Origin of the sequence: Arenimonas sp. (genome assembly GCF_041919775.1) — a bacterium.
GTDB lineage: Bacteria > Pseudomonadota > Gammaproteobacteria > Xanthomonadales > Xanthomonadaceae > Arenimonas.
On the sequence record NZ_JAYRTE010000001.1, the window covers coordinates 195,580 to 219,724 of the forward strand.

Genomic DNA, 24,145 nt, shown 5'->3' on the forward strand with positions numbered 1-24,145 from the left:
GACCACCCGCGTCCGTTCAGTCGCGCGGGAACCGGGCCTCGATCTCCGCGGCCGGCGCCGGCCGGCCGAAGTGGTAACCCTGCAGCTCGTCGCAGCCCATTTCCCGCAGGAAGTCGGCCTGTTCCTGGTTTTCCACGCCCTCGGCGGCGACCACCATGCGCAGTTCGTGGCCCACGGCGACGATCGTGCGGGCGATGGCGGCATCGGCGGCGTCGCCGGGCAGGTCGGTGACGAAACTGCGGTCGATCTTGAGCTTGTCGAGCGAAAACTGCTTTAGATACGCCAGGCTGGAATAGCCGGTACCGAAGTCGTCCAGCGACAGCGACACGCCCAGGGCCTTGATCTCGGCCAGCCTGCCCTTCACGCGGTCGACGTTTTCCATCAGCGAACTTTCGGTCAGCTCGATCTCGAGCATCGCGCCCGGCACGCCGTGGCGCTCGAGCGCCTCGCGCACGCGCTGGACGATGTCCGGCCGCTGCAGCTGGTGGGCGGAGAAGTTGATCGCCACCGTGAAGCCTTCCCGGCCCTGGTCGCGCCAGGCGCGCAGCTGCCGGCAGGCTTCGTCGAGCACCCACAGGCCCAGCTCGGGCATCAGGCCCAGCGATTCGGCGATGGGGATGAAACGACCCGGCGGCACCGGGCCCAGGTCCGCGCTGTTCCAGCGCAGCAGCGCCTCGAAGCCGGTGATGCGCCGACTGCCGGCGTCGAGCTGGGGCTGGTAGTGCAGCTGCAGTTCGTTGCGCGAGACCGCTTCGCGCAGGCGGGCGCCCAGCACCAGCCGGTCCTCGAGCTCCTGCATCTGCGCGGTGGAAAATTCGCAGACCGCGTCGCGCCCCTCGCGCTTGGCGCGGCTCATGGCCGCCTCGGCGCGTCGCAGCAGGTCGGTGCCGGTGCAGCCATGGATGGGCGAGCGGGCGATGCCGATGCTGGCCGTCAGGAACAGGTTGTAGCCGTCGCCGGTGACCGGCTGGGCCACGGCCTGGCGCAAGGCTTCGGCCACTTCGAGCACTTCCGCCGGCGTGGCGTCCGGCACCAGCGCGACGAATTCGTCGCCGGCGAACCGGGCCAGGTAACCCGGCCCGCCGAGCACGTCGCGCAGGCGTTCGGAAACCAGGCGCAGGGCCTCGTCGCCGATGATGTGGCCCATGGATTCGTTGATGGCGTGGAAATGGTCGATGTCGATGAACAGCAGCGACAGCTCGGTGCCCTCGCGCTCGAGCAGGCTGCTGATGGCCGTTTCCAGGATCGGGTAGCGCGGCAGCGCGGTCACCGGGTCGTGGTTGGCCGCGTAGGCCAGCTCGGCCTCGACCTGGCGGCGTTCGGTCAGGTCGTTCTGGATGCCGACGAAGTGCGTGATGGCACCGCCTTCGTCAAGCACCGGTGAGATGAACAGGTGGTTCCAGAACAGCTCGCCGTCCTTGCGGAAGTTGCGCAGGATCACGTTGCAGTCTTCGCCCCCGGCCAGCGCCCGGCGCAGGATCTCGAGCTCCGGCTGGCGGGTCTCGTCGCCCTGCAGGAACCGGCAGTTGCGGCCCATCACCTCGTCCGAGCCATAGCCGGTGAGCGCTTCGAAGGCGGGGTTCACGTACAGGATCGGCAGGTCGGCGGCCTGGGCATCGGCGATGACGATGCCGTTCATGCTCGACTCCACTGCGCGCTGCAGCAGCAGCAGGCGCTCCTGCGCCGCGCGCTGGGCGGTGATGTCATGGGCGATGACCATCCGGCAGGCCTTGCCATTGAGTTCGACCGGATGCCCGGTGACCTCGGCCCAGAGCAGGCTGCCGTCCTTGCGGCGATGCCGCCACACGCCCGCGCCGCCCGAGTAGCCGGCCCGTCCGGGCAGGTAGGCCTTCAGGCGTTCGGCCTCGTCCGCGTCACGGATGTCGAAGACCGTCATGCCCTGCAGCTCGTCGCGGCTGTACCCGTAGTTCGCCACCATGGCGTCGTTGACGGCGATGAACCGGTAGGTGTCGGCGTCGTAAACCCAGATTGGAAACGGATTGAGTTCGAACAGCTGCCGGTAGCGCCGCTTGCCGTCCTCGATCTGGGCCATCTGGCGCGCCCGCTCGGCGGCGTAACGCAGGGATCGCGCCAGCTTCTCGGCGTCGATGTTGCCCTTGACCAGGTAGTCGGACGCGCCCGCGGCCAGCGCCTCGCGGTCCACGTCGGGATTGCCGTGCCCGGTGAGCATGATCACCGGCCGGTGCGCGCTGCGCTCGGTGACGGCCATGCGCACCAGGTCCATGCCGTTGTCCGGACCCAGGTGGTAGTCGACCAGGAAGACGTCGTGCCTGTTTGCGCGCAGGGCCTCGACGCCCTCCGCGAGGGTGGCGACCCAGTCGAGTTCGAAGCGCCCCTGCGGATAGTCCGCCAGCAGGTCGCGGAGGATCAGGAAGTCCTCCTCGTCGTCGTCGACCACCAGCACCCGGAGCACGCCGTCCATCAAGAGGCGCTGCCCTCCGCACCGGCGGGCAGGTCCACCACCTGCAGCCAGTACTTGCCCAGGGTCTGCACGACATCGAGCAGGGCGGCGAAAGTCACCGGCTTGGAGATGAAGGAGTTCACGCCGTCCCGGTAGCTGCGCAGCACGTCCTCTTCGGCCTTGGAGGTGGTCAGGATGACGACGGGGATGTAGCGCAGCCGCGGGTCGTCCTTGATCTCGCGCAGCACCTCGCGGCCATCCTTGCGCGGCATGTTGAGATCGAGAAGGATCAGCCCGGGCATTGGATAGGCGGCTTCGTCGGCATAGGGCCCGCGGCGGTGCAGGTAGTCCAGCAGCTCCTCGCCGTCGCTGACGAAATGCAGAGGGTTGCGCAGCCGGCACTCGGTGAAGGCCTCCTGGGTCATCAGGCGGTCGTCGGGATCGTCATCCGCCATCAGGATCGTGATCGGCTGGCGCGGCTTGTTCATTGCAGGACGGCGTCCTTGGGCTGGCGGTTCAGACTCTACGGGTCCGAGAGCGGGTTCGCCAGCCCGGCCGGACCGGCCGGCTGCCGCTGCGGCAGGCGGATGACGAAGGTCGAGCCCTCGCCCGGACGTCCCTCGGCATGGATCGTGCCCCGGTGCCGTTCGACGATCCGGCGCACGATGGCCAGGCCGATGCCGGTGCCGTCGTACTCCTGGCGCGCATGCAGCCGCTGGAAGGGCGCGAAGACCTTCTCGGCGTGGCGGGGCTCGAAACCGATGCCATTGTCCTGGAAACGCAGGATCCAGCCCGGACCGTCCACACCGGACTCGGCTTCGGCGCTCACGTGAACCACCGGCGCCCGGTCCGGGGAGCGGAATTTCAGCGCGTTCGAGAGCAGGTTCTGGAACAGCTGGCGCATCTGCGTGGCATCGGCCTCGATCGTCGGCAGCGGGCCGGCCTCGACCCGGCCACCGCTGGCCTCGAGGCTGGCCTCGAGGTCGTCGAGCACCCCGGCCATCACGCCGTCGAGCTTCACCTGGGTGAACGGCTTGCCGCGCGCGGCGACGCGCGAATAGGCCAGCAGGTCGTTGATCAGCACCTGCATCCGGTTGGCCGCCTGGCTGGTGCGGTCGAGATAGTCCCGGGCCTCGTCGGCCAGGGAGGCGGCGTGCCGCTGCTGCAGGCGGTCGGCGAAGGCGCGGATCTTGCGCAGCGGCTCCTGCAGGTCGTGCGAGGCGATGAAGGCGAAATCCTGCAGTTCCCGGTTGCGGGCATTGAGGTCGGCCAGGGTCTGGCGCAGGGTGGCCTCGGCCTGCAGGCGCTGGGTGATGTCGCGGCCGACGGCATAGACCAGGCCGTCGGTGGAGGGCGCCGACATCCACTCCATCCAGCGCACGCTGCCGTCGCGGCAGACGTAGCGGTTGACGAAGCTCAGGTTCACCTTCTCGCCCTGGCCGAGGCTGCGCGAGCGGTCGCGCGTGGCGGCCGCGTCGTCGGGATGGATGTAGTCGATGATCGGCCGCGAGCACAGTTCCTCCCGGGTGTAGCCGGTGATGTCGGCCAGCATCTGGTTCACCTGCACCCAGCGCCCGGTGGTGGGGTCGTAGACCACGAAGACTTCCAGCGACATCTCGAAGAAGCGGTCGCGCACCTGCAGCTTGGCCAGCAGGCGTGCGCGCTCGATGGCGATCACCGCCATCTGCGAGAACTGCAGCGCCACCTGTTCGTCCTCTTCGCTGAACTCGCCGCGGTATTTGTCGCTCAGCTGCAGGATGCCCAGGGTCTGGCCGTCGCTGCCCACCATCGGCACCGCCAGCCAGCCGCGCATCGGCGGATGCCGCTGCGATTCGGCGCCGAAGTTGCTCCAGCGCGGATGCGCCTCGAGCTCGGCCTGGGTCATGCGCATCGGCAGCTGGGTTTCGCCGACCAGCGAATAGATGCCGCTGCCGTCGATGGGTGCATCGTATTCGCGCCAGCGCGCGTACTTGTCCGACAGCGAGAACGCCGTGAGCAGCTGGCCGCCGCCGTCGGTGGCCGCCACGCTGACCAGGGACTGGTGCGCGCCGATGATCTCGCGCGCCCGCTCCACGAGCTGCTGGTACAGCGTTTCCTCGTCCAGGTCGCGGTTGACCGAAATCGAGGCTTCGCTGAGCCGGTGCAGCTGCTGGCTGAGGTTTTCGGCGGCGTCGAGCGCGTCCGAGAGTTCGCGCTGGTGCTTGCGCAGCACGCTGATGTCCTGGGCGATGCCGAACACGCCGGTCACCCGGCCGTCCACGATGATCGGCAGGTTGGTCACCCGCATCTCGACCCGGCGCCCGTCCTCGGCCACCGCGGTCATCTCGTAGCTGCGCGCCTCGCCGTGGGTGGCCGCCTCGAAATGGGCGCGGACCACCTCGCGCTCGGTGTCGAGCACGTGTTCGTCGAAGGGCCGGCCCAGGATGCCATCGGGGCGCAGACCGGCCACGCGCTGGAACTGTTCGTTGACCTCGGTGAAGCGGCCCGCGAGGTCCAGCGAATACACGACGTCGGGATGTTCGTCGAAGAGCGAACGGAAGCGCTGCTGTCCGGTCGCGATCGACTGGAAGGCGGCGTCGTGCTCGATAGCGACCGCGCAAAGCGCCGCAAGCCCGTCGATCAGCTCCAGGTCGGATTCAAAGGGTTCTCGCACCTCGCGGTAGTAAATGGCGAAGGTGGCCACGACGCGGCCATCGGAGGCCTTGACCGGGGTCGACCAGCAGGCCCTGAGCCCGTGCGGCTGCGCCAGCGACACGTAATCCGTCCACAGCGGGTCGTTGTTTATGTCGGACACGACCACCCTTTCACCGCGGAAGGCCGCGGTGCCGCAGGAGCCCGCGGCCGGGCCGATCGCGAGCCCGTGGATGGCGGCGTTGTATTCGGCGGGCAGGTTGGGCGCCGCGCCGACCCGCACGTGCTCACCGGTTTCGTCGAGCAGCAGCACCGAACCGAAGGCACCCGGCATCTGCCGCTCGGCAAGCCGCACCAGCGCCATCAGGTTCTCGCCCAGCGGGCGGCGGGCAGCGATCGCCGCCAGGATGCGGCGCTTGCCGTCTTCCAGCGACTGGGCGCGCTTGCGCCCGGTGATGTCCTGGACGCTGCCGGCCAGCTTCCAGGGCCGGCCCTGGTCGTCGCGCAGCAGCTGGGCGCGCTCGTGCACGTAACCCAGGCTGCCGTCGGGCAGCACGATGCGGTGTTCGACGTCCAGGTCGCCCTTGCCGGCCAGCGTCCGCGCCTGCGCCTGCTGCAGCAGGTCCAGGTCGTCCGGGTGGACGCGGGCGGCGAAGGCCTCGAAGGTGCCCTCGAACTCCTCGGGCGCGACCTGGAAAAGCCGGTAAACCTCGTCAGACCAGTAAAGCTGGTTCGCGATGATGTCGAATTCCCAGGCGCCCATGCGGGCGACCGTCTGCGCCAGCTGCAGGGCCGCCTTCGCCTGGTGCAGCGCCTCCGACTGGCGGGTCGCCTCGGTGACGTCACGGGCGATGGCGAACATCATCCGGTCGCGGGCCGACCACACCGCCGACCACTGCATGGCCACCACGCGCCCGTCCTTGCGCACCACCCGGTTGCGGAAATCCACCGTCGGCCGCCCGGCCAGGACTGCGGCGCCTTCGCGCAGGGTGTGGGCCCGGTCGTCCGGATGCGCCAGGTCGAAGTGCGCGCGCCCCACCAGTTCGCCCGGCGCATAACCCCAGACCGATTCCGAGGCGGTCGACACCTGGGTGAATCGGCCGTTGGCGTCGAGCACGCAGATCACGTCCAGCGAGTTCTCCAGCACCAGCCGGTTCATCACCAGCGACTGCTCCAGGCGCCGCGACAGTTCGCGCAGGGCGTTTTCCGCGTGCTGCTGGTCGGTGGTGTCCTGGATCGCACCCGAGGCGGCGACCGGTTCGCCGGCGGCATTGCGCACCAGGGTGCCCAGCTCGCGGACCTGCCGGGTCTCGCCGTCGGGATGCAGGATGCGGTACTCGACTTCCAGGTCGGCGTCCTGGCCGGCATGGAGCCGGTGACGGGCCTGTTCGAGCCGGTTGCGGTCCTCGAAGTGCACGCGCTTGAGCAATTCAGGGAAGCTGCGGATCGCCTGGCCCGGGCCGAGGCCGAAGATCGATTCCGCTTCCTTCGACAGGTGCAGTTCGCCGCTGGCCAGGTCCTGTTCCCAGCTGCCCAGGCGCGCCATGCGCTGGGCGCGTTCGGATGCGGCGCGCGCCTGCCGGGCCGCCGCCTCGGCGAGCTTGCGGTCGGAGATGTCCTGGAAATACACCGCCAGGCCCTGCGGGTGCGGATAGCAGCGGGCGATGAACCAGCGGTCCAGCGGCGGGAAGTACACCTCGAACTCGACCGCGACGCCTTCGTTCACCGCTTCGCGGAACTTGTGTTCGATCACGGTGCCGCGTGCTTCGGGAAAGACCTCCCAGACGCGGTTGCCGACCAGTTCCGCGCGCGGCTTCTGCATCATCTGTTCGGCGCGTGGGTTGACGAAGACGAAACGCCAGTCCCGGTCGAGCGTGTAGAAGGCATCGCTGATGCTTTCGAAAACCGAGGACAGCTCCTGCTCGGCCTCTTCCAGCGCGAGGCTGGCGCGCTGGGCGGCCTCCACCTGGTCGGCCAGTTCGCGCCCGCGGCGCTCCGCCACCTCGGCCCGCTCGCGGGCCAGGCCGGCCAGGCGCAGGGCGAGGGCCACCAGGCCGCCGGTGATCAGGCCGGTGAACAGCAGCACGTTGGCCAGCGCCGTGGACTCGGCGGCATCGGGCCACAGCCGCAGTTCCAGCGTCGCGCCCGCGCCTTCGATCGGCCGGACCAGGGCCTCGGTGCCGGGCGGCGGCGTGCCGCGTGCGTAGAGCAGATCGCTGCCATGGCGCAGCTCCAGCGCGTTGTCCGGCGCAGCGTTGCCGAGGACGCGGGCGAACAGCTCCTCGTACTTCACCACCGCGACCAGGAAACCCTGCAATTCGCCGCCGCGCGACAGCGGCGCGACCAGCAGTTCACCCGTGCCGCCATCGAGCAGCGCCACCGGCGGCGACTCGCCGACCTCGCCGTCGCGCCGCACCTGCTCGAACAGACGCTCGCGAATCGGGTCGAAGTCGAGCGAACGCCCCAGCACGTCCACGCCCTCGCCCGGCCGGCTGCGCTGCCGCAGCACCCGGGCCTGCTGGTCCGTCCAGATCAGGGTGACGAAGGCGGGGAAGTCCCGCAGGTAGATCTCGGCATCGAGGTCGAACAAGGCCGCCCGGTCCGTCGCGTCGGCGGCATCGACCATGCGCAGCGCCATGCGCCGCAGCTCATTGCTGCGATCCCGGATGCCACTTTGCATCGCCTGCTCGACCAGGTCCGACTGGCGCTGCAGCACGGCCTCGCGGCGCGTGGCCTGGTCGCGGTCGATCGCAAACCACACCATCAGCGACACGCCGATGGCCGCCGCGGCCACGACCAGTGGCACCCAGCCGGCGCGCTGGCTCAGCGCCCGGCGATATTCGGAGCCCCCGGCCCCCAGGGCCACGCCGATCAGCAGCAGCGCAATGGCAGTCATCAACGCCATCGGCGTGTAGGCGCCCCAGCCGCGCAGCACCGGGACCTGCATCAGGTAACCGGCCAGCACGATCAGCGCGATCATCGAGATCACGAACCCGCAGGCCCAGGTCGCCGACCAGCGTGCCGGGCTGCCCTTGCCACCGGCCGGTGCCAGCACGATGCCGAAACTGGCCAGGAGGAAGGCGGTGGCGGTATTGGGCGCCATCCGCCCCGGCACCACGCCTTCGGCCACGATGCCGTGCTGCACCAGCCACTCGCCGGCCCCGAGCACCAGTCCGGCGTATTCCTCGAGCAGGCTGGCGGTGCAGAAGATGACGACCGGCGCCAGCGGCAGCAGCGCCAGGTTGCGCCGGCCGGCGGCGAGCAGGCGCAGCGCGGCGGCGACCAGCAGCGCGCAGACCGCGCTGTTGAACTGCATCGGCACGTACTGGGTGCCTCCCTGCACGATGTAGGGAACGTGCAGGAACCAACCCGTCATCACCAGCAGGGCCAGGCCCGCCAGCAGGGCGGTGCAAAACCGCAGGGTCCGGAACGGGCCCGGCTCGAGGTCGCGCGCCATCAGCCAGGTACCCAGCGCCGCGTAGGCAAGGATCGAACCCAGGCCCAGGGCGAGCGTGCCCTTCGGGGAGTCGTCGATGACGGCCACCAGCGACAGGCCGGCCAGCGCCACCAGGAAGCCCCCCAGCGACCGGGCCACCACGCCGACCGCCGGCGCCACGCCGCCGATCCGGGCGCCGACGCCGATCGCCGCGGCCATCGCGGCCAGCCAGGGTGCCGGGCTGCGCAGGCTTTGCCCGTCCGGCATCGGCCAGGCCAGCCAGAGCACCGCCAGGCTGGCGAAGGCCACGGCCCAGGCGGGCAGCATCCAGCCCCGGCGGTCGGCCCGGAAAAACACGCCGGCGCCGGCCAGCAGCGGCGCCAGCAGCGACAGTGCACCGGGCCAGCCCGGGGGCAGCGCAGCATCGAGGAACAGCCACTCGGCCAGCGCGACCAACAGCGGCAGGAACGCCAGCGCGATCACGACGCGTTCGCCGCGCGAAACGGCGGCTGGCGTGGCCTGGTTCCCGATGCGATCACTCCCCATGCGTGATGCGGGTCTCCCTGGTGCCGGCTCCCGGAATCGAACCGGGGACCTACCGCTTACAAGGCGGTTGCTCTGCCTGCTGAGCTAAGCCGGCGTTCCGGGGGATTCTAGCCGGTTGCGCGCGGCGCTAGTCGCACTCGGCGACGCGGGCCTCGACGCCGCGGGGCTGGCCCAGCGCGGCCGCCCAGTCCAGCCCCGGCTCCGCGACCAGGTCGATCCACCACTGCGTGGCCTGTTCGGTGCGTGGCTCGAGCTGCGCACCGAAGCCCTGGGCGGCGATTTCCTCGCGGCGCTTCTCGGCATTGGCCAGTTCATTGAAAAGGCCGAGCGAGACGGTGTTTTCCTGGTCGCCGGCGGTCACCACGTAATAGTCGCGCACGCCCCGCGCGGCCAGCTGGCGGGCCGCGGCCAGCGCCTGCTCGCGGCTGGCCGCGGCCGGCAGGAAAACGCGGTAGCCGCGCACTTCGGTCGCGGGCAGTTCACGGTACTGGATGCGCGCGGCCAGCGGCGTCAGCGCATTCATCGCCGCGCGCAGTTCCGCCGGCGTGCCGAACGGACCCAGGCTCAGGCACACGGGCTGTTCGGGCATCGGCACCGGCACGCCGGCCAGTTCGGCCGCATCCGGCGAGGCCGGGGCCTCGGCCTCGCCGAGCAGCACGAGCCCGCCCACGCCGTTTTCGAGCGGCGGCGGCGTCTCGCCAGCGGGAACCCGGTGCAGGAACCACCACAGGCCCACGGCCAGGTTCATGCAGGCAAGCAGCACCACGAGGCTGCGGGTGATCATGCGGACGCGGCTCCCGTTTCGGCGGCATAAACGGCCAGTCCTTCCAGCACCAGCGCCGGCGCCTCCACGACCTGCAGCTCAAGGGCTTCGGCCAGCCTTGCGCCGCCCCCGCCGCCCAGCAGCACCGTCGGCGCCTGTCCCAGCAGGCGCGTGGCTTCGCGATGGCTGCGTTCGACCAGGCCGGCGGCCGCGCCCAGGCTGCCGCCGGCCAGGGCATCGGCGGTGTCGGTGGCGAAGGCCTGCGCTTCGCCGCCGGCATAGGCCAGGGCCGGGAACCGCGAGGCCAGGGCCGCGCGCATGTGTTCGGGACTGGGCGCGATCACTCCGCCGCGGTGAAGGCCGTCGGCGTCCAGCAGGTCCACCGTCAGCGCACTGCCGGCGGAAACCAGCAGCCAGGGGCCCGGCCCGCGCGCATGCGCGCCCAGCAGGGCCAGGAACCGGTCCACGCCAAGCCGCGACGGTTCGGCGTAGGCAATGCGCACGCCGGCCGCTTCCGGCAGCGTGCGTGCGCGCTGGGCCGGGCAGCCGTGGCGGGCCAGTTGTTCGGCCACCGCGGCGGTGACCTCGGAGCCGGCGACCGAGGCCAGCCAGCAGGTGTCGCCCGGGCGCAGTTGGTCGAGCCAGGGCTGCAGCGTACCCGGGAAATCGGTGGCGCCGTGCGACCAGGCCTGCACCGGACCAAGCTTGCCGCTGCGCGGCCAGGCGGCCACCTTCAGGCGGGAATTGCCGAGGTCGAGCAGCCAGTTCATGCGGCGCGCAGGCTCGTTTCGCCGGCGTGGCAGCGGCGCTCGCCGTCGGCGGTGCGCAGGCGCAGCGCGCCCTCGCCGTCGATGCCGAGCGCGATGCCATCGATCGAACGCCCGCCTTCCTCAAGCCGCACCGGGCGGCCCGCCAGCAGGTCCAGCCGCGACCAGGTCGCCTGCCAGGGTTTCAGGCCCGCGTTTTCGTAGTCGGCCAGCAGCGGCACCAGCGCGTCGAGCAGGCCTGCGCAGAGTTCGCTGCGGCCCGGCGGATTCGGCGCCAGCGACGCGAGGTCGCACCAGGGCTGGTCGATGCCTGCGGCCGCCGGGGCCGGCATCGCCACGTTCAGGCCCAGCCCCACGACCACGTGCAGCGGGCCGGCGGCGTCGCCGCGCAGTTCGACCAGGATGCCGCCGAGCTTGCGGCCGTCGGCCAGCAGGTCATTGGGCCATTTCAGGCCGACCTGGGGGAAGCCCTTCGCGTGCAGCACTTCGGCCGTGGCGGCACCGACGGCCAGGCTCAGGCCCTGCAGGGCGCCGATGCCGGCGTCGAAGCGGCGCGAAAGGCTCAGGTAGACGTGAGCGGCCAGCGGCGACACCCAGGTGCGGCCGCGCCGCCCGCGGCCGGCGGTCTGTCGTTCGGCCAGCCAGGCCTGCACGCCGGTGGCCGGCGCCGGATGGCGCAGGGCCTCGGCATTGGTCGAATCGATGTCGAAATGCAGTTCCAGCCCGGCCAGCCGCTCGCGCGTGGCCGGCGCCAGCGCAGCCTGGATCTTCTCGGCGTCGAGCAGGTCGGGGGTGCGTGCGAGCGCGTAGCCCCGGCCCGGCGTCGCGGCGACATCCACGCCGGCGGCACGCAGCGACTCGATGCGCTTCCACACCGCGCTGCGGGTGATGCCGAGCTCCGCTGCCAGCGCCGCGCCCGAGGCTGGCCCGCGGGCGAGGCGCGCCAGCAGCGCCTGGTCGCTCATGCCCGGCTCCGGCGCAGCAGGCGCGCGCGTTCGAACCGCGGCTCGGTGCCGGCACGCAGGCGGGCCAGGTTGCTGCGGTGGGTGAACACCAGGAACAGCGCGACGGCGATCGCGAACACCAGCCGCGCCGGGCCGGCACCGGTGGCCAGCGCCAGCGGCACCAGGGTGGCGCCGGCCAGCACGGTGGACAGGCCTACATATCCGCTGGCCACCAGCACCAGCAGCCAGGCACCGATCATCACCAGCACGCCCAGCGGCCACAGCACCAGCAGCGCACCGACCAGCGTGCCGGCACCCTTGCCGCCGCGGAAGCCGTGGAAGACCGGGTACACGTGGCCTAGCACCGCCGCAGCCGCAGCCGCATAGGGCAGCCAGCCGACGTCGCCGCCGAAGCGAAGCGCCAGCCAGGCCGCGAGCGCGCCCTTGCCCACGTCCACCAGCACCGTGCCCAGGGCGAACTTCCAGCCCTGGGTGCGCAGTGCGTTGGTGCCGCCGGCGTTGCCGCTGCCCAGCTGGCGGATGTCGACGCCGCGCAGCTTGCCCAGCAGCAGGCTGCCGGACAGCGAGCCGAGCAGGTAGGCGACGAGAAGGATCAAAACGATGGGCATGCCGGCATTATGGGCCACGCCCTGCGTGGCCGTCAGTCGCCGCCTAATCGACAGGCTGCACGGAAACCACCAGTGCGCCCGGCCCGGCGTGCGCGCCGATCGCCGAACCCGTTTCCACCAGCCACGACGCCTCCGGCGCCAGCCGCTCGCGCAGCGCGTCGAGCAGGCGCTGGCCGTCTTCCGCGGCGTCGCAGTGACCCACCAGGAGGCGCAGCCGCGTGCCCGCCGGCACACGGCGCGCGACATAGGCCGCGTAGCGTTCGGGCACGCGGTCCTTGCCAAACAGCCCGCCCACCACGCCCAGCCGGCCGCTGGGCTTGACCTTCGCGATCGGCGTCAGGCCCAGCCACTCCACCGGCCCCCTGGCCCAGGCCGGGATGCGGCCACCGCGCACCGCGTGGCTGATGTCGCGGGCCAGCGCCCAGGTCAGCGTCAGCGGCTTGAGCCGGGCCAGCTCCGCCAGGATCTGCGCCGACCCGGCGCCGTCCGCGGCCATCTCGGCCGCGCGCATCACCAGCAGACCTTCGCCGGCCGAGGCGTTGCCCGTGTCGAAGACGTGGGTGCGGTCGGGATGGCCCCGCTGGGCCGCGGTTTCGGCCGACTGCAGCGTGCCGGACACCGCGCGCGACAGGCCCACGTAAACCAGTTCGCGATGATGCGAGAGCAGGAACTCGAACTGCCTGCGGAAATCACCCGGCGGCGGCTGGCTGGTCCGGGGCAGCACCAGTTCGGTGCGCAGCTTGCGATAGAACTCGGCGGTCGAGAGCCCGACCTTGTCCAGGTAATCCTGGTCGCCGAAGTTCACCCGCGCCGGCACCATGTGCACGTTGAGCCGGCGCATCTCGTCCGCGGGCAGGTCGGCCGCGCTGTCGGTGATGACCGCGACGCCGGCGGCACCGGCGGCGGTGCGCGCCTGCGCGTGCATGTCGTCGGCCTTGGCGCCTTCGACCCGGCCGAAGCGGCCGGCGACGTCGAACAGCTGGCTGGGCTCGGCCACGTGGGCATGCAGGCGAAGGCGCGAGCTGCTGCCGGCGATCACCACGCAGGACGCGCCGAGTTCGCCCACCGCTGCGCGCAGGCCGGCGCGGTCCAGGCCTTCGCCGACCAGCAGGCATTCGCTGCACCAGCGGTGTTCGGGATCGGCGTCGGCCAGTTCGCCGTGGGCTTCGGCGGCCTCGAGGTCACCGGGCAGCTCCTCGGCCACCCCGCTGGCGTCGACGGCGCCGGAGGCGATGAAATCGTGGATGCCTTCGAGCAGGTCGACGAAGCCCTGGGCGCCGGCGTCGACCACGCCGGCCCGGGCCAGGACGGCCAGCTGGGTCGGCGTCGCCGCCAGGGCCTTGCGGCTGCGCTCGAGCGCACGGCGGAACCAGGTCGCCAGGTCGCCGTCGGCCGCCGGCTCCAGGCCATCGGCGAACGCACTGATGACGCTCAGGATCGTGCCTTCCTTCGGGTCCGAAAGGGCCTGCCGCGCCGACGTGGCGCCGGCCCGCACGGCGCGGGCCAGGGTCGCGGCCTCCAGCGCGCGGGCATCGCCGGCCGCTTCGGCCACGCCGGTGAGGAACTGGGCCAGGATCGCGCCGGAATTGCCGCGCGCCCCGTCCACCGCGTCTTCGCCCACCCGCCGCAGCAGGTCGCCGGCACCCTGCCCGCGCCGGCTCAGCGCGCCGGTCAGCACGCCGCCGAGGGTGAAGGCCAGGTTGCTGCCGGTGTCGCCGTCGGGCACCGGGAACACGTTGATCTTGTTGAGCATCTCGCGCTGGGCGATGACCCGGCGGGCACCGGCGATCAGCGCGCGGCGAAGGGCGGGGCCACGTATAAGCGGCTGCGGAAAGGACAGGGTGGCGGCGTTCATGTGCCGCCGGAGTCTGCCCGAAGCCGACGGCTTGTCCATGCTGCAGCGCCGCAGAACCGGCACTGGCGGCGGCTCCCGGGCCGGGTAGAATCGGCGGCAACCTTTCGGCACCCCGACGCATCCATCGGGGTGTCCCGTCCTGCAGGTGTCGCCCATGCTCCGGATCGTGCTCAGCCTCAGCCTCCTCTTCGCGACCGCCGCGGTGCAGGCCGCCGAAGCCACGCCCGCTGAAACCGACCCGGGCACCTGCGCAAAGTCGGCCGGTGCGGCCGAGAAGCCGGCCGAAGCGGCGGCGGCCGAACCCGCAACCACGCCGGGCGCCACCTCGCCTGTGCGTCCGCGCAGCGGCGCCGCCTCCGGTCGCCCGACACCGCGATGGAACTCGCTGCTGCCCGGCATGATCCGCTGAGCGCAGGCGGCTTGCCGCGCCGTCGCCGGCCGCGCGGAACGCGCACATGAAGTCACTGCTGCGCCGTCTGCGCGCCGCCGCCGCGCCGCCGTCCCTGTCGGAGGCGCAGATCGCCAAACTCCAGCTGTCCCTGCCCTTCCTCGACCGCCTGGCGCCGGGGCGACTGCAGCGCCTGCACGCCCTGGCCGCGCGTTTCCTCGGCGAAAAGACCATTACGCCGCTGCAGGGCCTGGAACTGGACGAACGCCAGCGCCTGCAGCTGGCTTGCCTGGCCTGCCTGCCCCTGATCGAGTTCGGCGCCGAGGGCCTGCACGGCTGGAAGCAGGTGCTGGTGTATCCCGGCGCCTTCCGCGTGCACCGGCGCCACCACGACGAGGACACCGGCGTGGTCGCCGAATGGGTGGACGAGCTGGCCGGTGAATCCTGGGACCTCGGCCCGCTGGTGCTGAGCTGGGACGACGTGCAGGCCGACCTGGCCGACCCCGAGGCGGGTTACCAGCTGGTCGTGCACGAGATGGCGCACAAGATCGACTTCCTCGACGGCGCGATGGACGGCACGCCGCCGCTGCCGGCGGCGTGGCAGCGCGAATGGGCGCGTGATTTCCAGGCGGCCTACGACACCTTCTGCGCGCGCGTCGACCGGGGCGAACAGACGCCCATCGATGCTTATGCCGCCGAGGCGCCGGAGGAGTTTTTCGCCGTCGCCAGCGAATACCACTTCAGCGCGCCGGCGCTGCTCAAGCAGGAAATGCCGGCGGTCGCCGCGCACCTGCAGCGCTTCTACGGCGACTCGCCGATTCCCGGCTGAATTTGTGGGAGGGACTTCGGTCCCGAAAGGCGTCGCGACTGAAGTCCCTCCCACAGAGCATTTCTAGAACGCCGGCGGGATGCGCACGGCGAAGCGGGCGCCGCCGAGCTCGGGCGCGCGCGTGACGCGCAGCTCGCCGTGGTAGGCGGTGACGATGTCCTGCACGATCGCCAGGCCGATGCCGTGGCCGTGCACGCGTTCGTCGCCGCGCACGCCACGCTGCAGCAGGCGGTCGACCTTTTCGGCGGGAATGCCGGGGCCGTCGTCGTCCACGGTGAAGTTCACGCCCGGGCGGCGGTCGGGCGGTGCGGCCTCGACCGACACGATCAGCAGCACGCGCTTGTCGGCCCACTTGAAGGCGTTTTCCAGCAGGTTGCCCAGCAACTCCTGCAGGTCGCCCAGTTCGCCGTGGAAACGCGCCGCCGGGTCGATCTCGAACTCGCACAGCACGCCGCGGCCGGCGTAGACCTTCTCCAGCCCGGCGACGATCTCCTCGGCGCGCGGCTCGATCTCGATCGGCGCCGAGTACAGGGCGTGGCCGGTGCGCGCGGCGCGGGTGAGCTGGTAGGACACGATCTCGTTCATGCGCTGCACCTGGGCAGCGACTTCCGCGCGCAGCTGCTCGTGGTCGGCGTCGGCGTCAAGCCGCGAGCGCAGCACCGCCAGCGGCGTCTTGAGGCTGTGCGCCAGGTCCGACAGCGTGTTCCGGCTGCGCTCGAGATGGGTGCGCTCGCTTTCGATCAGCGAGTTGATGGACCGGGTGATCGACTCGAGTTCGCGCGGATGGCGCTCCGACAGCTGCTGCGATTCGCCCTGGCGCACGCGCGCCAGTTCGCGCTCGACGTTGCGCAGCGGCAGCAGGCTCCAGCGCAGCACCAGCAGCTGCACCATCATCAGCAGCAGCGCGGCGAGCAGCAGGTTGCTCCACAGCGCGCGCCGGTAGATGCGCACCTGGTCCTCGATCTGCTGGGCGTCTTCGAAGACGCTCAGCGTCAGCGGGATGTCGCCGGTCGCCGACTCCCAGATCAGGCCGAAGGAATACGCGTAGACGGCGTTCTCGAGGCCGTCGGAATCGACGATGGTCAGCGGGCCTTCGAAGCGGCGCTCCATCGGCGCCAGCAGCTCCATGGGCGGCATCGACCGGCCCAGCGTGGAAGCGGAGTCCCAGGTGACGCCTTCGCCGCGGATGTTGGCGTACAGGCCGCTCTTGGGTTCGAGCAGGCGCGCGTCGGGCGGGATTTCCGGGGTGATGAAGGACCGGTTGCGGTCGAATTCGCTGCCGCCGATGTAGGCATTGGCGAAATTCGCCAGGCGCTCGCGCAGCGCGTACTGGGCCGTCGCCACGAAGGCGCGGTCCAGGGCCAGGCCGGTGAAACCAAGGAAGGCGACCAGCGCAAGGCTGGCCGCCAGCATTTGCCGGGCCTGCAGCGACAGCGTGCGCCAGGCGCGCACGCCGCCTTACTCGTCGCGCGGGATGGCGAAACGGTAGCCGCGGCCGCGTACGGTCTCGATCGGCTTGATCTCGCCTTCCGGGTCGAGCTTCTTGCGCAGGCGGCCGATGAAGACTTCGAGCACGTTCGAATCGCGGTCGAAATCCTGCTGGTAGATGTGCTCGGTGAGGTCGGCCTTGGACACCAGCTCGCCCGCGTGCAGCATCAGGTACTCGAGCACCTTGTACTCGTAGCTGGTCAGGTCGACGCCGGAGCCGTTGACGCTGACGGTCTGGGCGGAAAGGTCCAGGCGCACCGGGCCGCAGTCGAGCGTGGGCTTGGACCAGCCGGCGGCGCGGCGAAGCAGCGCATTCATGCGCGCCAGCAGCTCCTCGACGTGGAAGGGCTTGACCAGGTAGTCGTCGGCGCCGGACTTGAGGCCTTCGACCTTGTCCTGCCAGCTCGAACGCGCGGTCAGGATGAGGATCGGGAACTTCTGGCCGGCCTCGCGCAGCGCCTTCACCAGGTCCATGCCGGACATCTTGGGCAGGCCCAGGTCGATCACGGCGATGTCGAACGGCACTTCCTTGCCGTGGTACAGGCCTTCTTCGCCGTCGCCGGCGGTATCCACGGCGAAACCCTCGCGCTTGAGTCGCGCGGCAAGGGTTTCACGCAGGGGGGCTTCATCCTCGACCAGCAGTACGCGCATGGCGTCTCCTTCAGCAGGGGGGACGGCCCCACGCGGGGACCGCCGGGACAGGGTTCAGTCGTCGCCGTTGCGGGCTGCGCGGGCAGCGGGCTTGCGGGCTTCGGTTTGGGGGCCTACCGGACGCGGCGCGGGGCTGCGCCGGGCATGGTCGCGCAGCATCAGGCTGCGGCGGTCGATGCTGCGGCGGTCGCTGCGGGGCGGCGGGCTGGCTTGGGCCGGGCGGCGGTCGTGCAGCACGCGCACGCGGCCTTCCGGGGTCAGCACCTTGATGCGGTAAACGTCTTCGCCGCCGCGCTGCATGCGCTCGGCGCGCAGCACCCGGCCGCCGTCGCGTTCGACCTCGCGGATGCGTTCGCCGACCTCGGCGCGCTGGGTGCGCGCCTCTTCCGCCAGCGCGGGCAAAGCCAGCGCGAGGGAGGCGATCAGCAGCAGGGGGCGAAGGGCGTTCAGCATCGGCGGGAGGATAGCTCCGAGTGGCGGGACCGGCTAGCCGGAAGACGGGGGAGAGTCTGGTTGCCGGGCGGTGAATCCGGTATGAACCCTAAGTACGTCAATAACTTGTACCTGAACAATGCCGCGCTGTCAGTAAATTTCCGCCACGCAGCAGCGCAGCGAGCCGCCGGCCTTCTCGATCTCGTCCAGGGGCACGGGGGCCAGTTCGAAGCCCGCGTCGGCCAGGCCGGTCCGCTGGCCGGCGGACAGGGCCGCGGCGCCCGCGGCGCTCATGCGCACCCGGTCGGGGCGCAGCGCGATGCAGTTGCCGGCGAAGGCCGCCTTCTGCGCCGGCGCCAGCACCAGCACGTGGGGCGCGTAGATCTCCGCCAGGGCGTCCGCGACGGCGCGGTCCGCGAAACCCGAGGGCGCCACCACCAGCGCCCGCCCCGCCAGCACGCTCATCACCACGTTAGTGTGGTATTCGCCGGCGGCCAGGTCGAACAGCAGGGTGCCGCGCAGGCCCAGCGCCGCATGCAGCGCCCGCGCACCGGCCTCGTCGCAGCGTTCGCCCAGGCCGGCGAAGGCGAGTCCGCGGGCGCGGTCGATCACCGCCGAGCCGGTGAGCTCGCATACGCCCGGCTGCCGGCGAAGGTCGATTTCTTCATAACCCAGCAGGCCGCTGAAAAAGCCGCGGATGTCGGGCCGCTCGGCCTCGCGCTGGCGCACCGGGTGGCGCATGCGCCCGACCAGCAGCCGGCCTGGCCCGGTGGCGAAGACATTGTTCGGAAACAGGCCATCGGGCGCCGCCGGATCGCCCGGGAAGCACACCACCGGCAGGTCCTGCGCCAGCGCCGACTGCAGACCGCGGTGCTGCGCCGACGCCCGCGCCGGATCGACAGCCACCGACAGGTCCATGTAGGCGTTGTCGCTGGCCGACTGTTCGGCGAGGGCGAAGCCGTCGGGGGCGACCAGGAAGGCCGCGCGTGCGCAGGCCGGCCCGAAGTCGGGCGCCAGGCCGCGCGCGAATTCCACGAAGGCGCGGGGATCGCGGGTGATCACCCTTCGCTCCGGTTTTCGTAGGTCGCCGTGATCGAGGCTTTGGCCAGGGTATGGAAATGCAGGTTGAAGCCGAACACGGCGCCGGAATCCTCCGGGCCCACGTCCAGGCGTTCGGTGTCGACCGCGAACACGGTGAAGATGTAGCGGTGGCGGCCGTGGCCCGGCGGCGGCGCGGCGCCGCCGTAACCCGGGCGACCGAAGTCGGTGCGGCCCTGCACGGCGCCGGCGGGCAGGTCGCGGCCGTCGGGCGCGCCCGCGCCGGCCGGCAGTTCGCTGGTGTCCGCCGGCAGGTTGGCGACGGTCCAGTGCCAGAAGCCGGAACCGGTCGGTGCATCGGGATCGAAGCAGGTGATCGCGAAACTTTTCGTGCCTTCCGGCGCGCCGGTCCAGCGCAGCTGCGGCGAAGTGTCGCCCATGGCCTTGACGTGCAGGTCCGGCAGGGTGTCGCCGTCCTGGAAACTGGCGGAGCTGAGTTTGAAGGTCATCGCAGGATCCTCCGTGGGCGGGATGGAGCGGCCATGCTAGCCGCCTTGGGTAGCCGCGAGCGCACGTTCGACCAGCGACCAGTCGGCGCCCGGACGCGGCGCGCCTTCGCTGAGCACCTGCCGGAAAATGCGGCCGCCGGGCTGGCCGTGGAACAGGCCCAGCCAGTGCCGCGACTGGTGCTTGAGCGCGATGCCGCGCGACAGGCAGCGCTCCACGTACGGGCGCATCGCTTCGAGCAGTTCCTGGCGGGTCCGCGGCGGCTCGGCCGGCGCATACAGCGCGCGGTCCATCAGGTGCAGGCGAAAGGGTTCGTGGTAGGCGGCGCGACCGATCATCACGCCATCCACGCCGGGCAGCACCGACAGCACGTCCTCGACGGTGGCCAGGCCGCCGTTGATCTCGATGCGCAGGTCGGCCCGCTCGCGTTTGAGCCGGAACACCCAGTCGTAGCGAAGCGGCGGGATTTCGCGGTTTTCCTTCGGGCTAAGGCCCTGCAGCCAGGCCTTGCGCGCGTGCACGACGAAGTGCGTGCAGCCGGCCGCCGCGACGCTGTCGACGAAGGCGCGGAAGACCGCGTAGTCCTGCATCTCGTCCACGCCGAGCCGGCACTTCACGGTGACCGGTACGTGCGCCGGCGCGGCGGCGATCATCGCCGCCACGGCGTCGGCGACCAGGGCCGGCTCCTTCATCAGGCAGGCGCCGAAGCGCCCGGCCTGCACGCGGTCGGACGGGCAGCCGACGTTGAGGTTGACCTCGTCGTAGCCCCAGTCGGCGCCGATCCGGGTCGCCTCGGCCAGGTGCGCGGGATCGGAGCCGCCGAGCTGCAGCGCGACCGGGTGTTCGACCGGGTCGAAACCCAGCAGGCGCTCGCGGTCGCCGTGGATCACCGCCTGCGCGTGCACCATTTCGGTGTACAGGCGCGCGTGCGGCGCCAGCAGGCGGTGGAAGACGCGGCAATGCCGGTCCGTCCAGTCCATCATCGGGGCGACGGACAGTCCGTGCGTGGCGGGATCGTGGGGCTGGCGCGGCATGACGACTCGTATTTCGTGGCGCCGCGAAGGATACACGCCCGATGCCGGGCAAGCCCCGCCTCAGGCCGGGCCGGAACCCGCTGCCGCCGGCCTGCCCCGGTCATCCGTGACCAGCCGGAAGCGCTGCTTGCCGAAGTAGAAGGTGAACCGGAACAGGCCCGCGTCCTCACCAACGCCCCGTTCGCACAGCGTGGCGATGCGGCGGTCGGCCACCATCGCCGGCACCTGGGCCGGGTCGAGGCCCAGGCCCTCGGCCACCAGCACGGCGTCGACCTCAACCGGCCCCGGGGCACCGGGCTGTTCCGACGGGCAGTCCGGCGGCGACAGGTCCACGCCGGCGGCATCCAGCGCCTCGGCAACGCCGCTGAGCGCATGGGAGTCGAAATCGTTCCAGTCGATGTTGGTCATGGCGGGGTCCTCCGAGGGTCCCATCCTCCCGCCCCCGAACCGGGGTTTCCCTGACCTGGGTCAGCCCGCGGACAGGGCCCGCCGTCCGCCGGCCGCTACCATGGCGGCATGGATCGCACGCACACCCTCGACGAAGCCTCGCTCGCCGTCCTCGTCGACCGCTTCTACGACAAGGTCCGCGCCGACCCGACGCTGGGCCCGGTTTTCAACGCGGCCGTGCACGACTGGCCGGAACACAAGCAGCTGCTGACCTCGTTCTGGTCCTCGGTGGCCCTGGGCACGCGCAGCTTCCGCGGCAACCCGATGGCCGCCCACCGGGCCCAGCCGGGCATCACCGCGGCCCATTTCACCCGCTGGCTGCAGCTGTGGCGCGAAACCACGGCCGAGGTGTTCGAACCCGACGCAGCCCGAACGCTGCAGTCCTACGCCGAGCGCATCGGCGAAAGCCTGCAGTACGGCCTCGGCATCCGACCCGGCAGCCGCGACCTGGGCCTTCCCCTGCGCGCGGACTGACCTGCGTCAAAACACCGCCCGGTGATCGGCGCAAACTGGCTTCTCCCCGCCACGGAGCAAGACCATGGATCGCGTGAAAGGCAAAACCTGCATCGTCACCGGCGCTGCGCTGGGCATCGGCCGCGCCTGCGCCGAACGCCTGGCCGAAGAAGGCGGCGCGGTCGCCCTGTTCGACCTTCATGACGCCGAAGGCGAAGCCGTCGCCGCGGCCATCCGCGAACGCGGCGGCCGGGCCCGCTACTGGCACGTCGACGTCACCGACGAAGCGGCGGTCAAGAAGGCCGTGGACGAAGCCGCGGCGGAATTCGGCGGCGTGCACGTGGTGGTCAACAACGCCGGCATCTCCGGCTCCACCAAGCTCACGCACGAGATCACCGAGGCCGAGTGGGACAAGGTGCAGGCGGTGAACGTCAAGGGCGTGCTGTTCTGCTGCAAGCACGCCATCCCGCACCTCCGGGCCGCAGGCGGCGGCAGCATCATCAATCTTTCGTCGATCTATGGACTGGTCGGCGCGGCCGACATTCCCGCCTACCACGCCTCCAAGGGCGCGGTGCGCCTGATGAGCAAGACCGACGCGCTGTGTTACGCCGCCGACCGCATCCGGGTGAATTCGGTGCACCCCGGATTCATCTGGACGCCGATGGTCGAACACCACCTGCAGGCCAGCGGGGCCACCGACATCGATGCCGCCCGCCGCGACGTGGGCAACCTGCATCCGCTGGGACACATGGGCGACGTCGACGACATCGCCTGGGGCGTCGTTTACCTGGCCTCGGACGAATCGAAGTTCGTCACCGGCGCGGAGCTGGCGATCGACGGCGGTTACACCGCGCGCTGAAACCGCCGGTCAGCGGCCCTTGCCGTTGCCCTTGTCGCCCTTGCCACCCTTGTCCGGCTTGCCGCCGCCCTGGCCACGGCCCGGGGGCGGACCGGCATCGCGGCTGCGGGCGGACGGGCCAGCGTCGCGGCGGGAGGGGCCAGCAGACGCCTTCGGGCCGCCGCGGCCATGCAGGCGCTCGTGGCCCTTGCCGACCCGGCCCTTGAGCGCATGGAAGGCCGGTGATCCGGGCTTGATGCCCAGGCGCTTGGCGACCTCGCCCCAGCCCTGGCCGCGGTTCTGGTCGTAATAATCGGCGACCTCGAGGCAGGGCCGGCCAAGCTGCCGGGCCAGCGCGCAGGCGTAGTAGATGTCGCCCGGCGCCCAGCCGCGGTCGTAATAGAGGTCACGGACCAGCGGCCGCGGCGCGCCGAAACTCACCACGACGTCGTCGATGAAGCCGTCGGTGTTGCCGCGGGCGAAGACGTTGATGTCGCCGAGCCGGGTGTCGACCCAGGCGTCGCCCGTGCGGGGGCTGAAGCCGACCGCGACGTCGTCGATCATCGCCTGTGCGCCCATCGAGGCGGCCAGGCCCAGGCCCAGTGCGGCGGCAAGCAGTTTACGGTTCATCAGATAGTCCTCGCTGCGGGTCCGGGGCCGATTCTGCACCGGCCGGATGAATGCAAAGCCAATGCTTACAGGCGCTGCAGGCGGTAGCCGATGGCATCCGGCCGCGACTCGCCGTCCGCGCCCAGCAGTTCCAGGCTGCCGTCGGGCTGCAGCCGGTAGCGGTGGTCGACGCCCTCCGGGTCGATCCGAAAGACGGTGGCCGGGCCGTCGTCGCCGCGCTGCGCCGCCTGGCGCCAGGAGCCTTCGACCATGAACACGCTGTCCGGCCCGGCGCCGAGGTAGGTTTCCTCGAGCTCGAAATGCTGTTCGCCGCCGTCGTCGCGGCGCAGGGTCAGCCGGGTCTGGATGCCGGCGCAGTCGCTGCAGGGCAGCACGCCCTGCCAGCTGCGCACGAAGACCTCCCCGGCCGACGGCGCCAGCCCCGTCGCTGGCGCCGGGCCGTCGTCGGCCGGCACCGGCTCGTCGCGATCCGCACTGCAGCCGGCGAGCGCCAGCATCAGCGCCAAAGTGAACGGGAAATTAGCGAAGGACGTGATCCGGGCCATGGTTTGCATCCTAACGCTTGCGCGGGCGCGCGGCGTGGGCGCAGCTTCGGATCATGCGACGGACGGCGATGCCCAACCCCGTTTGCGCCGCCGGCACGTTCAAGACCCTGCCACCCACCCAAGGAGGTGTCCCATGGTCCACAGCCTGCCGTCGTCCCGCCCCACCCCGCCGGGCTTCCGGCTTGATGGCAAACGCATCGCCGGCAACACGCTGGCGATCAGCGTGCATGTCGTCGCGCTGGGCGTGCTGATGTTCCCGTCGAGCTGGCAGCCGCCGGCCGAAGCGCCCCGGACGCAGTCGGTGCCGGTGCTGTTCGAACGCCTGCCCGAACGGGAGATCCCGGCCACCGTGCCGCCGCCGCGGCAGCTCCCGCGCCCGGTCGAACAGCCAAGCCGGCCGCAGCCGCGCCTTGAAACCACGCCGCTTCCGATGACCGACAGCACGCGGGTGTTCGAGCAGGGCGAGATCGAGGCGCCGCCGGTCACCGACACCGGCGCGGAAACCACGTCCTTCGATCCGGGCCCGCCGGCGCTGGCCACCCTGGCCTACGACCTCGCCCCGGCGCCACGTTATCCCCGCGCCTCGCTGATCGCCGGGCACGAGGGGACGGTGACGCTGCGGGTGCTGGTGGACGAGACCGGCCGCCCCCTGGAAGTGTCAGTGGAATCGGGCAGCGGTCACCGCGAGCTCGACCGTGCCGCACGCCTGCAGGTGCTCGAGCACTGGCGCTTCCATCCGGCGCAGCGCGGGGGCCGCGCGGTGGCGGCCTACGCGCTGGTGCCGATCGTGTTCAGCCTGCCCTGAGGCTGGACAATCACGCCGGTACGACGGATCGTCTCCCACAGTCACGATTCGTCGTACCGGAGCCCTC

General features: G+C 71.2%; 22 protein-coding genes and 1 tRNA gene. 5 read left to right on the forward strand and 18 right to left on the reverse strand.

Features of this window, described 5'->3' with window-relative positions; all coding sequences use genetic code 11:
* Positions 1–16: 16 nt before the first annotated feature.
* From ACE3TE_RS00910 to ACE3TE_RS00950, 9 genes are all read right to left on the reverse strand, one after another.
* Positions 17–2,443 (reverse strand): EAL domain-containing protein, encoded by a 2,427-nt coding sequence (locus ACE3TE_RS00910; protein WP_374601330.1) that lies wholly within the window; start codon positions 2,441–2,443, stop codon positions 17–19.
* Complete coding sequence (locus tag ACE3TE_RS00915; RefSeq protein ID WP_374601332.1) at positions 2,443–2,910, reverse strand: response regulator; 468 nt, start codon at positions 2,908–2,910, stop codon at positions 2,443–2,445. Before ACE3TE_RS00915 ends, ACE3TE_RS00910 begins: the two co-directional genes overlap by 1 nt.
* Before the next feature lie 35 nt (positions 2,911–2,945).
* Complete coding sequence (locus tag ACE3TE_RS00920; protein WP_374601334.1) at positions 2,946–9,035, reverse strand: PAS domain S-box protein; 6,090 nt, start codon at positions 9,033–9,035, stop codon at positions 2,946–2,948.
* Between the two features lie 18 nt (positions 9,036–9,053).
* A tRNA-Thr gene (locus tag ACE3TE_RS00925) sits at positions 9,054–9,129 on the reverse strand.
* 33 nt (positions 9,130–9,162) lie between these two features.
* Complete coding sequence (locus ACE3TE_RS00930) at positions 9,163–9,819, reverse strand: SPOR domain-containing protein (protein ID WP_374601336.1); 657 nt, start codon at positions 9,817–9,819, stop codon at positions 9,163–9,165.
* Positions 9,816–10,568 carry a type III pantothenate kinase gene (locus ACE3TE_RS00935; RefSeq protein ID WP_374601338.1) on the reverse strand — a complete coding sequence of 251 codons (753 nt, stop codon included), beginning with the start codon at positions 10,566–10,568 and terminating at the stop codon, positions 9,816–9,818. The genes ACE3TE_RS00930 and ACE3TE_RS00935 overlap by 4 nt, the downstream gene beginning before the upstream one ends.
* The gene (birA, locus tag ACE3TE_RS00940; protein ID WP_374601340.1) at positions 10,565–11,530 is read right to left on the reverse strand and encodes a bifunctional biotin--[acetyl-CoA-carboxylase] ligase/biotin operon repressor BirA; all 966 of its coding nucleotides are present in this window, start codon (positions 11,528–11,530) and stop codon (positions 10,565–10,567) included. The genes ACE3TE_RS00935 and birA overlap by 4 nt, the downstream gene beginning before the upstream one ends.
* A complete protein-coding gene (plsY, locus tag ACE3TE_RS00945) occupies positions 11,527–12,138 on the reverse strand; it encodes a glycerol-3-phosphate 1-O-acyltransferase PlsY (protein WP_374601342.1) in 612 nt (203 codons plus the stop codon). Before plsY ends, birA begins: the two co-directional genes overlap by 4 nt.
* 43 nt (positions 12,139–12,181) lie before the next feature.
* Positions 12,182–13,993, reverse strand: coding sequence for a DegV family protein (locus ACE3TE_RS00950; protein WP_374601344.1), 1,812 nt, complete (start codon positions 13,991–13,993; stop codon positions 12,182–12,184).
* Positions 13,994–14,147: 154 nt separating this feature from the next.
* Here ACE3TE_RS00950 and ACE3TE_RS00955 point away from each other — a divergent pair, with 154 nt between their 5' ends.
* Both ACE3TE_RS00955 and ACE3TE_RS00960 read left to right on the forward strand, forming a co-directional pair.
* Positions 14,148–14,402, forward strand: a complete 255-nt coding sequence (locus tag ACE3TE_RS00955; RefSeq protein WP_374601345.1) for a hypothetical protein — start codon at positions 14,148–14,150, stop codon at positions 14,400–14,402.
* A gap of 46 nt (positions 14,403–14,448) precedes the next feature.
* Positions 14,449–15,210: a zinc-dependent peptidase gene (locus ACE3TE_RS00960; RefSeq protein ID WP_374601347.1), complete on the forward strand. Its 762-nt coding sequence runs from the start codon at positions 14,449–14,451 to the stop codon at positions 15,208–15,210.
* A gap of 63 nt (positions 15,211–15,273) precedes the next feature.
* Here the strand turns inward: ACE3TE_RS00960 and ACE3TE_RS00965 are convergent, their stop codons facing one another.
* The 7 genes from ACE3TE_RS00965 to ACE3TE_RS00995 form a co-directional block, all read right to left on the reverse strand.
* Positions 15,274–16,623 (reverse strand): ATP-binding protein, encoded by a 1,350-nt coding sequence (locus ACE3TE_RS00965; protein WP_374601475.1) that lies wholly within the window; start codon positions 16,621–16,623, stop codon positions 15,274–15,276.
* A 45-nt stretch (positions 16,624–16,668) separates the two neighbouring features.
* Positions 16,669–17,349 (reverse strand): response regulator transcription factor, encoded by a 681-nt coding sequence (locus ACE3TE_RS00970; protein WP_188659815.1) that lies wholly within the window; start codon positions 17,347–17,349, stop codon positions 16,669–16,671.
* Between the two features lie 54 nt (positions 17,350–17,403).
* Complete coding sequence (locus ACE3TE_RS00975; protein WP_374601349.1) at positions 17,404–17,802, reverse strand: hypothetical protein; 399 nt, start codon at positions 17,800–17,802, stop codon at positions 17,404–17,406.
* Between the two features lie 129 nt (positions 17,803–17,931).
* Entirely contained in the window at positions 17,932–18,843 is a 912-nt protein-coding gene (locus ACE3TE_RS00980; protein WP_374601351.1) for an arginine deiminase-related protein, read from the reverse strand.
* Positions 18,840–19,328: a YbhB/YbcL family Raf kinase inhibitor-like protein gene (locus ACE3TE_RS00985; RefSeq protein WP_374601353.1), complete on the reverse strand. Its 489-nt coding sequence runs from the start codon at positions 19,326–19,328 to the stop codon at positions 18,840–18,842. The genes ACE3TE_RS00980 and ACE3TE_RS00985 overlap by 4 nt, the downstream gene beginning before the upstream one ends.
* A 36-nt stretch (positions 19,329–19,364) precedes the next feature.
* Positions 19,365–20,360 (reverse strand): tRNA dihydrouridine(20/20a) synthase DusA, encoded by a 996-nt coding sequence (gene dusA, locus ACE3TE_RS00990; protein WP_374601355.1) that lies wholly within the window; start codon positions 20,358–20,360, stop codon positions 19,365–19,367.
* 60 nt (positions 20,361–20,420) lie between these two features.
* Entirely contained in the window at positions 20,421–20,768 is a 348-nt protein-coding gene (locus tag ACE3TE_RS00995) for a DUF6522 family protein (protein ID WP_374601357.1), read from the reverse strand.
* A 108-nt stretch (positions 20,769–20,876) separates the two neighbouring features.
* Here ACE3TE_RS00995 and ACE3TE_RS01000 point away from each other — a divergent pair, with 108 nt between their 5' ends.
* Both ACE3TE_RS01000 and ACE3TE_RS01005 read left to right on the forward strand, forming a co-directional pair.
* Positions 20,877–21,281, forward strand: a complete 405-nt coding sequence (locus ACE3TE_RS01000) for a group III truncated hemoglobin (protein ID WP_374601359.1) — start codon at positions 20,877–20,879, stop codon at positions 21,279–21,281.
* Positions 21,282–21,345: 64 nt separating this feature from the next.
* Positions 21,346–22,119: an SDR family NAD(P)-dependent oxidoreductase gene (locus ACE3TE_RS01005; RefSeq protein ID WP_374601360.1), complete on the forward strand. Its 774-nt coding sequence runs from the start codon at positions 21,346–21,348 to the stop codon at positions 22,117–22,119.
* A 9-nt stretch (positions 22,120–22,128) separates the two neighbouring features.
* Here the strand turns inward: ACE3TE_RS01005 and ACE3TE_RS01010 are convergent, their stop codons facing one another.
* On the reverse strand, positions 22,129–22,728 hold the full coding sequence (locus tag ACE3TE_RS01010) for a hypothetical protein (RefSeq protein ID WP_374601362.1): 600 nt from the start codon (positions 22,726–22,728) through the stop codon (positions 22,129–22,131).
* A 65-nt stretch (positions 22,729–22,793) separates the two neighbouring features.
* Positions 22,794–23,273 (reverse strand): copper resistance protein NlpE N-terminal domain-containing protein, encoded by a 480-nt coding sequence (locus ACE3TE_RS01015; protein WP_374601364.1) that lies wholly within the window; start codon positions 23,271–23,273, stop codon positions 22,794–22,796.
* 133 nt (positions 23,274–23,406) lie between these two features.
* Between ACE3TE_RS01015 and ACE3TE_RS01020 the strand changes: the two genes are divergently transcribed.
* The gene (locus ACE3TE_RS01020; protein WP_374601366.1) at positions 23,407–24,078 is read left to right on the forward strand and encodes an energy transducer TonB; all 672 of its coding nucleotides are present in this window, start codon (positions 23,407–23,409) and stop codon (positions 24,076–24,078) included.
* Positions 24,079–24,145 lie beyond the last annotated feature (67 nt).

What these genes read in the sequence shown, in the direction of transcription:
- ACE3TE_RS00930 (WP_374601336.1), bottom strand. Translation starts at nt 9,819, where the DNA reads ATGATCACCCGCAGCCTCGTGGTGCTGCTTGCCTGCATGAACCTGGCC.
- dusA (WP_374601355.1), bottom strand. Translation starts at nt 20,360, where the DNA reads ATGCCGCGCCAGCCCCACGATCCCGCCACGCACGGACTGTCCGTCGCC.
- ACE3TE_RS00970 (WP_188659815.1), bottom strand. Translation starts at nt 17,349, where the DNA reads ATGCGCGTACTGCTGGTCGAGGATGAAGCCCCCCTGCGTGAAACCCTT.
- ACE3TE_RS01010 (WP_374601362.1), bottom strand. Translation starts at nt 22,728, where the DNA reads ATGAACCGTAAACTGCTTGCCGCCGCACTGGGCCTGGGCCTGGCCGCC.
- ACE3TE_RS01015 (WP_374601364.1), bottom strand. Translation starts at nt 23,273, where the DNA reads ATGGCCCGGATCACGTCCTTCGCTAATTTCCCGTTCACTTTGGCGCTG.
- ACE3TE_RS00995 (WP_374601357.1), bottom strand. Translation starts at nt 20,768, where the DNA reads ATGACCAACATCGACTGGAACGATTTCGACTCCCATGCGCTCAGCGGC.
- plsY (WP_374601342.1), bottom strand. Translation starts at nt 12,138, where the DNA reads ATGCCCATCGTTTTGATCCTTCTCGTCGCCTACCTGCTCGGCTCGCTG.
- ACE3TE_RS00915 (WP_374601332.1), bottom strand. Translation starts at nt 2,910, where the DNA reads ATGAACAAGCCGCGCCAGCCGATCACGATCCTGATGGCGGATGACGAT.
- ACE3TE_RS01000 (WP_374601359.1), top strand. Translation starts at nt 20,877, where the DNA reads ATGGATCGCACGCACACCCTCGACGAAGCCTCGCTCGCCGTCCTCGTC.
- ACE3TE_RS00965 (WP_374601475.1), bottom strand. Translation starts at nt 16,623, where the DNA reads ATGCTGGCGGCCAGCCTTGCGCTGGTCGCCTTCCTTGGTTTCACCGGC.
- ACE3TE_RS00960 (WP_374601347.1), top strand. Translation starts at nt 14,449, where the DNA reads ATGAAGTCACTGCTGCGCCGTCTGCGCGCCGCCGCCGCGCCGCCGTCC.
- ACE3TE_RS00910 (WP_374601330.1), bottom strand. Translation starts at nt 2,443, where the DNA reads ATGGACGGCGTGCTCCGGGTGCTGGTGGTCGACGACGACGAGGAGGAC.
- ACE3TE_RS00975 (WP_374601349.1), bottom strand. Translation starts at nt 17,802, where the DNA reads ATGCTGAACGCCCTTCGCCCCCTGCTGCTGATCGCCTCCCTCGCGCTG.
- ACE3TE_RS00935 (WP_374601338.1), bottom strand. Translation starts at nt 10,568, where the DNA reads ATGAACTGGCTGCTCGACCTCGGCAATTCCCGCCTGAAGGTGGCCGCC.
- ACE3TE_RS01005 (WP_374601360.1), top strand. Translation starts at nt 21,346, where the DNA reads ATGGATCGCGTGAAAGGCAAAACCTGCATCGTCACCGGCGCTGCGCTG.
- ACE3TE_RS00950 (WP_374601344.1), bottom strand. Translation starts at nt 13,993, where the DNA reads ATGAACGCCGCCACCCTGTCCTTTCCGCAGCCGCTTATACGTGGCCCC.
- ACE3TE_RS00955 (WP_374601345.1), top strand. Translation starts at nt 14,148, where the DNA reads ATGCTCCGGATCGTGCTCAGCCTCAGCCTCCTCTTCGCGACCGCCGCG.
- ACE3TE_RS01020 (WP_374601366.1), top strand. Translation starts at nt 23,407, where the DNA reads ATGGTCCACAGCCTGCCGTCGTCCCGCCCCACCCCGCCGGGCTTCCGG.
- birA (WP_374601340.1), bottom strand. Translation starts at nt 11,530, where the DNA reads ATGAGCGACCAGGCGCTGCTGGCGCGCCTCGCCCGCGGGCCAGCCTCG.
- ACE3TE_RS00920 (WP_374601334.1), bottom strand. Translation starts at nt 9,035, where the DNA reads ATGGGGAGTGATCGCATCGGGAACCAGGCCACGCCAGCCGCCGTTTCG.
- ACE3TE_RS00985 (WP_374601353.1), bottom strand. Translation starts at nt 19,328, where the DNA reads ATGACCTTCAAACTCAGCTCCGCCAGTTTCCAGGACGGCGACACCCTG.